Origin of the sequence: Streptomyces jeddahensis, from assembly GCF_001642995.1 — a bacterium.
Taxonomy (GTDB): Bacteria; Actinomycetota; Actinomycetes; order Streptomycetales; family Streptomycetaceae; genus Streptomyces; species Streptomyces jeddahensis.
Window position 1 is genome coordinate 1 of sequence record NZ_LOHS01000165.1, and the last position, 6,643, is coordinate 6,643.

The following is a 6,643-nucleotide window of genomic DNA, read 5'->3' on the forward strand; positions in this document are numbered from 1 at the left end:
CGCCCGCGACCGCCCGCGACCCGCGACCCGCGACCCGCGACCCGCGACCCGCGACCGACACGATGCCCTCCGAGGAGGCCTCCCCCGTGACCCGCCCACCGTCCCGCAAGCCGTCCGACGAGCCCGACGCTCCGGCCGCGCCATCCGCACCGACCGCGCAGCCCGCGCCGCCTGCGCCGCCCGCTCCGCGATCAGCGGAACCGATCCCCGAGGCCCGGGGCTCCGGTGCCGCCGCGAAGGAGACGAGGAAGACGTCGGCGAAACCGGCAGGCGGCTCCGCGAAGAGCGCGTCGTCGAGGAGCACGTCGCCGAAAAGCACGCCGAGGACGTCCGGCAAGGGCTCCGCTGCGAGGGGGGCGAAGGCGGAGCCGCGGCGGCAGGCGGATTCGGGAACGGCGGATTCCGGGAAGGCGGGGCCGGTCGGGGGCGCCTCCGAGACGGCGGAGACAGCGGTGCCGAGCGGGCCGGTAACGGCGGTAGCGGCCGCATCAGCGGCATCGCAGGAGACGAGTACGACGAGCGAGACGGCAACGGGCACGGCAGTGACAGGCAAGGCAGTGACGGGCCAGGCAGTGACCGACACCGCGGCTTCGGAGAAGACAGTGACTGGGAAGCCCGCTTCAGGTAAGGGACGCAAGGAACATCCCGAGACCGCCCTCAGCGAGGCGGCCCCGGAGTCAGCCGCCCAGGGTGCGACGGCCCAGGCGGCGGCAGCCTCCAGCGGGGCAGCCCGCGCCACACGCGCCTCGGGCAAGGCGGCCCCCGGCACGAGCGGGGCAGCCCGGGCGACACGCCCCTCGGGCAACGCAGCGGAGGCGAGGGGCGGATCGGGAGGGACGGCCCCCGGGACGCCCGCGTCGGGCGACGCGTCGGGCGCGTCCGGCGGCGGCGCGGCCCACGGCGACGCTGCCCCGGAGAAGGGATCCGGGACGGCCGATGCCGGGAAGGGCACGTACGGCAACGGCGCCGGCCACAGGAACTCTCCTCCGGGGCGGCCCGGCGGTCGACCCGCCGATCCCATGCCGTTCGAGGACCGGGAGCGGCTGCTGAGCGGCACGCACCACGCCCCGCACTCGGTGCTCGGTGCCCACCCGGTGCGCGCCGGCGTCGTGTTCCGTGTGCTGCGTCCGTACGCGCGGTCGGTCGCCGTCGTCGCCAAGGGGCTGCGGGCGGAGCTGCACGACGACGGCGAGGGTTTCTTCTCCGGTGTGCTGCCGCTGCGGGACATTCCCGACTACAAGCTGCTGGTGGCGTACGAGGGCACCGAGATCGAGACCCACGACCCGTACCGCTTCCTGCCCTCCATCGGCGAACTCGATCTGCATCTGATGGGCGAAGGCCGGCACGAGCAGCTGTGGAACGCGCTGGGTGCGCGGCCGATGGTGCACCAGGGTGTGACCGGCACCCGCTTCACGGTGTGGGCTCCGAACGCGCGCGGTGCCCGGGTGGTCGGAAACTTCAACTACTGGGACGGCACCGGTTACCCGATGCGCTCGCTTGGCTCGTCCGGCATCTGGGAGCTGTTCGTGCCGTCGCTCGGCGAGGGCGAGCTGTACAAGTTCGAGATCACCCGGCCCGACGGGTCGAAGACGATGCGCGCGGACCCGATGGCCCGCCGCACGGAGGTGCCGCCCGCCACGTCTTCGATCATCGACGAGTCGCACCACGTCTGGCGGGACGACGAGTGGGTGGCGAAGCGCGGCGAGCGGGCCGTGCACGAGTCCCCGTTCTCCGTCTACGAGGTGCATCTGCCCTCCTGGCGGCCTGGCCTGACCTACCGCCAGCTCGCCGAGCAACTCCCCGCGTACGTCAAGGACCTGGGCTTCACGCACGTCGAGCTGATGCCCGTCGCCGAACATCCCTTCGGCGGCTCCTGGGGCTACCAGGTCACCGGGTTCTACGCCCCGACAGCCCGCATGGGCACCCCCGACGACTTCAAGTACCTGATCGACGCGCTGCACCAGGCGGGCATCGGCGTGCTCATGGACTGGGTGCCGGCGCACTTCCCGCGCGACGACTGGGCGCTGGCCGAGTTCGACGGGACTCCCCTGTACGAGCACCAGGACCCGCAGCGGGCCGCCCACCCCGACTGGGGCACGCTGGAGTTCGACTACGGCCGCAACGAGGTCCGCAACTTCCTCGTGGCGAACGCGGTCTACTGGTGCGAGGAGTTCCACATCGACGGGCTCCGCGTCGACGCCGTCGCCTCGATGCTCTACCTCGACTACTCGCGCGAGCACGGCCAGTGGACCCCGAACGTGTACGGCGGCCGGGAGAACCTGGACGCGGTGGCGTTCCTGCAGGAGATGAACGCGACGGTGTACCGGCGGGTGCCGGGCGTCGTCACCGTCGCCGAGGAGTCCACAGCCTGGGACGGCGTCACCCGCGCCACGCACCACATCGGCCCCGGCGGCTTCGGCGGTCTCGGCTTCGGCCTGAAGTGGAACATGGGCTGGATGCACGACTCGCTGGGCTACGTGTCCCATGAGCCCGTGCACCGCAAGTACCACCACAACGAGATGACGTTCTCGATGGTGTACGCCTACAGCGAGAACTACGTGCTGCCGATCTCGCACGACGAGGTGGTCCACGGCAAGGGCTCGCTGGTGTCGAAGATGCCCGGCGACTGGTGGCAGCAGCGCGCCAACCACCGCGCGTATCTCGGCTTCATGTGGGCCCACCCCGGCAAGCAGCTCCTCTTCATGGGGCAGGAGTTCGCGCAGGGCGCCGAGTGGTCGGAGAGCCACGGCCCGGACTGGTGGCTGCTCGACCCGGCCTACTCGGCGGAGCCCGACCACCGCGGCGTACGGGACCTGGTCCGCGACCTCAACGCCGTGTACGTCCGCGAACCCGCCCTGTGGGAGCGGGACACGGACCCGGCCGGGTTCGCCTGGATCGAGGGCAACGCCGCGGAGGACAACGTCTTCGCGTTCCTGCGCTATGACGCGCAGGGCTCGCCGCTGCTGGCCGTCTCCAACTTCTCGCCGGTGGTGCGGCACGAGTACCGGGTCGGTGTCCCCGACGACGTGCCCGCGTGGCATGAGGTGCTGAACACCGACGGTGCGCGGTACGGGGGCAGTGACGTGCGCAACCCGGACCCGGTCAAGCCGGAGCCGCAGGGGGCCCATGGCCGTCCTGCGAGCATCCGGCTGACGCTGCCGCCGCTTGCCACGGTGTGGTTGCGGCCGGCCTAGGGTCGCCCCCTCCGCCCCTTCCCTTCCCGTCCCCGGGGGGCTTCGCCCCCCGGCCCCCCTTCATCGGCCTTGACGGCCTCGTCCTCAAACGCCGGACGGGCTTAGGTGCAGCCCCTCTGGCAACTCGGTGCTGTGGATCACGCCCAAAACCTGGGTCGCCCTCGTCAGCGCCACATACAGATCGCTCGTGCCGTACCGCGACGGCTCGACGACCAGGACCGTGTCGAACTCCAGGCCCTTCGACTGGCGCGGGTCGAGCAGCACCACCGGGTGGGTGAGGTCCGGCTCGGCTCCGGCCGTGATGCCCGGCAGCTGCGCGGCCAGTTCGCGGTGCAGGTCGCGAGGGGCGATGACCGCGAGACGGCCCTCGTCGGGCGTTGACTCGGCGACGGCCTTCGCGACCGTTGCCGCGAGCTCGGCCCGGGATGCGGCGCGCGCCCAGGGACGGGTGCCCGTCGACCGCACCGAGCTCGGCGGATCGAACGCCGGGTTCGCCGCGCGGACCACCGCCGCCGCGACGTCCATGATCTCGGCGGGCGTGCGGTAGTTGACGCCGAGCCGGTTGTGCTCCCAGCGGTCCTCGACGTACGGCTCGAGGATCTTCTCCCAGGAGCCGACGCCCGCCTCCTCCGCCGTCTGGGCCGGGTCGCCGACCAGCGTCATCGAGCGCGTCGGGCAGCGGCGCATCAGCAGCCGCCACGCCATCGGCGACAGCTCCTGTGCCTCGTCGACGATGATGTGGCCGAACGCCCAGGTGCGGTCGGCGGCGGCACGCTCGGCGGCGCTGCGGTGGTCCGCCTCCTCGTGCCGCTCCGCCATCCGCTCGGCGTCGATGATGTCGTGCGCGCCCAGGACCTCGGAGTCCTCATCGTCCTTGTCCTCGAACTCGTACGTCCGGGAGGCGTACGAGACGTCCAGGACGCCCTGCGCGAATGCGATCTGCTCACGGCGTTCCCGCTCCGCCGCGGCCTTGGCCATCCGGTCGTCCTCGCCGAGGAGTTCGGCGGCCTCGTCGAGGAGGGGGACGTCGGCGGGGGTCCACGCGCGCGTGGCTTTACGGCGGATCACTGCCGCGTCCTCGTCGGACAGGTGCGTGGGGTCGGCCAGGAAGTCGGCGACGAGCTGCTGCGGGGTCAGCCGTGGCCAGAGCTCGTCGATGGCCGACCACACCGCGGGGTTCTCGGCGAGCTCGTCGCGGATCTGTGTGATGTCGCTGGCATCGAGCAGGTTCGTGCCGTCGTAGGGGTCGGTGCCGATGCGTTCGGCGACCATGTCGGTCAGGGTGTTGAGGATGTGGCCCTCGAAGTGCTCCCGGGCCGCGTTGTGCGGCAGACCGGTCGCGCGGGTGCGGTCGCGGGCCACCCGTACCAGGTCGTCGTCCAGCATCAGCACGTCCCGGTCGTGCTCGATGGCGAGCACCGGGTCGGGCAGCGCCTGCCGGTCGCGGACGACGGCCGCGAGGACGTCCGCCATCTCCGCGCGGCCCTTGACCGCGGCCGCCCGCGGGGTGTCCGTGCCGGTGGCGCGTACGCCGGGATACAGCTCGCCCATCGTCGCGAGCAGCACACCCGTCTCGCCGAGGGACGGCAGGACCTCGCCGATGTAGCCGAGGAACGCCGGGTTGGGGCCCACGATCAGTACGGCGCGCTTGGCGAGCAGCTCGCGGTGCTCGTAGAGGAGGTACGCGGCCCGGTGCAGCGCCACCGCCGTCTTGCCCGTGCCGGGGCCGCCCTCGACGACGAGGACGCCACGGTGCGGGGCGCGGATGATGCGGTCCTGTTCGGCCTGGATGGTCTGCACGATGTCGCCCATGCGGCCGGTGCGCGCCGAGTTCAGGGCGGCAAGCAGCACCGCGTCGCCGGCCGGGTCCTCGTGGCCGGTCCGGGTGTCGTCGTCGAGGTCGAGGATCTCGTCGTGCAGTTCGGTGACCGTCCGGCCGTTCATGGAGATGTGCCGGCGGCGGCGCAGGCCCATCGGCGTATGGCCCGTTGCGAGATAAAAGGGGCGGGCGACCGGGGCGCGCCAGTCGATCAGAATCGGGGTGCGCTCTGCATTGTCCTCACGGATTCCGACGCGTCCGATGTGGTGGCTCGTTCCCTCGGTGAGATCGATACGGCCGAAGCAGAGCGAACCGTCCACCGCGTTGAGCGCGGCGAGCAGGCCGGAGCGTTCGGCGACCAGCACATCCCGTTCGAGCCGTGCCTGCAGACCGTTGCCGACCGGGGCCAGCGCGCCCGCCAGTTCGGCCTCGGTGCCGCCGCGCAGCGCGTCCACGCGCGCGTACAGGCCGTCGATGAATTCCTGCTCGCGCTGCAATTCCTCGTCCATAAATGGCGCGTTTGACAATTCCACTCCCGCCCGGATACACTGCCGTCAGTGAACTTCTCCGTGACTCAACTGGCCTGAAGTCACGAAGGATTGAATATACGCAAAGAAATCCCCCGACGCAATTGCGCCGGGGGATTTCTTTGTTGGGTCCGCTGCGTCGTTGCGTCCGCTGCGTTGTCGGGTCCGCTGCGGTCCGTCCGCGGTCCGCCGGACTCAGAGCACGTCGGCCAGCTCCTCCAGCAGCCTCCTCTTCGGGCGCGCGCCCACCATCGACTTCACGGGCTCCCCGTCACGGAAGAGCATGAGCGTCGGCGTCGACAGCACGCCGTACGCGATCGTCGTCTGCGGATTCGCGTCCACGTCCAGCTGTACGACCTTCAGCCGGTCGCCCTCCTCGCGGGCGATGTCGCTCAGCACCGGCCCGAGCTGCCGGCACGGGCCGCACCAGTCCGCCGTGAACTGGACCAGGACCGGGATCCCCGCTCCCACCACCTCCGACGCGAAGTCCGTGTCGGTCACCTCGGCCACGCCTGCCGCCTTGATCACTCCGTCACCCTCCCAGCTCGCAGTGCGGGTCCGGACCACCCGGAGCCCCTGCCTCGGCCGCCAGCTCGTCCCGTGCCCGCTCCGCCCGCTCCAGCTGCGCACGGACGCCGTCCCGCACGGCCGCCAGCTCGCCGATGAGCGCGTCCAGTTCCGCGAGCTTGCGCCGGTAGACGGCGAGCGACGCCGGGCACGAGTCCCCGGCCGGGTGCCCGGCCCGCAGACACTCCACGAACGGCCTGGTCTCCTCCAGGTCGAACCCGAAGTCCTGCAGGGTCCTGATCTGCTGGAGCAGCCGCAGATCGCGCTCGTCGTACGTGCGGTACCCGTTGCTGCCCCGCCGCGCGGGCAGCAGCCCCCGCGACTCGTAGTACCGCAGTGCCCGCGTGGTCGTCCCGGCCCGGGCTGCCAGTTCGCCGATTCGCATGCGAGCGACGGTAGTCCTTGACGCCGACGTCAAGGCAAAGGCCGGAACATGAAGGCGCCGGACGGGCTGGAGGAATCCAGCCCGTCCGGCGACCATTCAGCCCGTCCGGCGTTTGAGGACGAGCCCGAAGGGCGATCCGGGGGGCTGGGGG

Annotated in this window: 4 protein-coding genes and 1 pseudogene; 1 reads left to right on the forward strand and 4 read right to left on the reverse strand. The window is 71.6% G+C overall.

The window, feature by feature from the left end:
- Positions 1-553: pseudogene (locus tag STSP_RS39435) on the reverse strand (hypothetical protein); the annotation flags it as partial.
- Positions 554-1,019: 466 nt separating this feature from the next.
- Here STSP_RS39435 and glgB point away from each other — a divergent pair.
- Positions 1,020-3,194 carry a 1,4-alpha-glucan branching enzyme gene (glgB, locus tag STSP_RS33150; RefSeq protein WP_067284737.1) on the forward strand — a complete coding sequence of 725 codons (2,175 nt, stop codon included), beginning with the start codon at positions 1,020-1,022 and terminating at the stop codon, positions 3,192-3,194.
- An 84-nt stretch (positions 3,195-3,278) separates the two neighbouring features.
- Here glgB and STSP_RS33155 read toward each other — a convergent pair whose 3' ends face one another.
- The 3 genes from STSP_RS33155 to STSP_RS33165 form a co-directional block, all read right to left on the reverse strand.
- Entirely contained in the window at positions 3,279-5,522 is a 2,244-nt protein-coding gene (locus STSP_RS33155; RefSeq protein WP_198547489.1) for a HelD family protein, read from the reverse strand.
- A gap of 213 nt (positions 5,523-5,735) precedes the next feature.
- On the reverse strand, positions 5,736-6,068 hold the full coding sequence (gene trxA / locus STSP_RS33160; protein WP_067284739.1) for a thioredoxin: 333 nt from the start codon (positions 6,066-6,068) through the stop codon (positions 5,736-5,738).
- Between the two features lie 4 nt (positions 6,069-6,072).
- The gene (locus tag STSP_RS33165; RefSeq protein ID WP_067284740.1) at positions 6,073-6,492 is read right to left on the reverse strand and encodes a MerR family transcriptional regulator; all 420 of its coding nucleotides are present in this window, start codon (positions 6,490-6,492) and stop codon (positions 6,073-6,075) included.
- Positions 6,493-6,643: the final 151 nt, after the last annotated feature.

Coding starts and splice junctions, on each gene's coding strand:
- glgB (WP_067284737.1), top strand. CDS start 1,020: ATGCCGTTCGAGGACCGGGAGCGGCTGCTGAGCGGCACGCACCACGCC.
- STSP_RS33155 (WP_198547489.1), bottom strand. CDS start 5,522: ATGGACGAGGAATTGCAGCGCGAGCAGGAATTCATCGACGGCCTGTAC.
- STSP_RS33165 (WP_067284740.1), bottom strand. CDS start 6,492: ATGCGAATCGGCGAACTGGCAGCCCGGGCCGGGACGACCACGCGGGCA.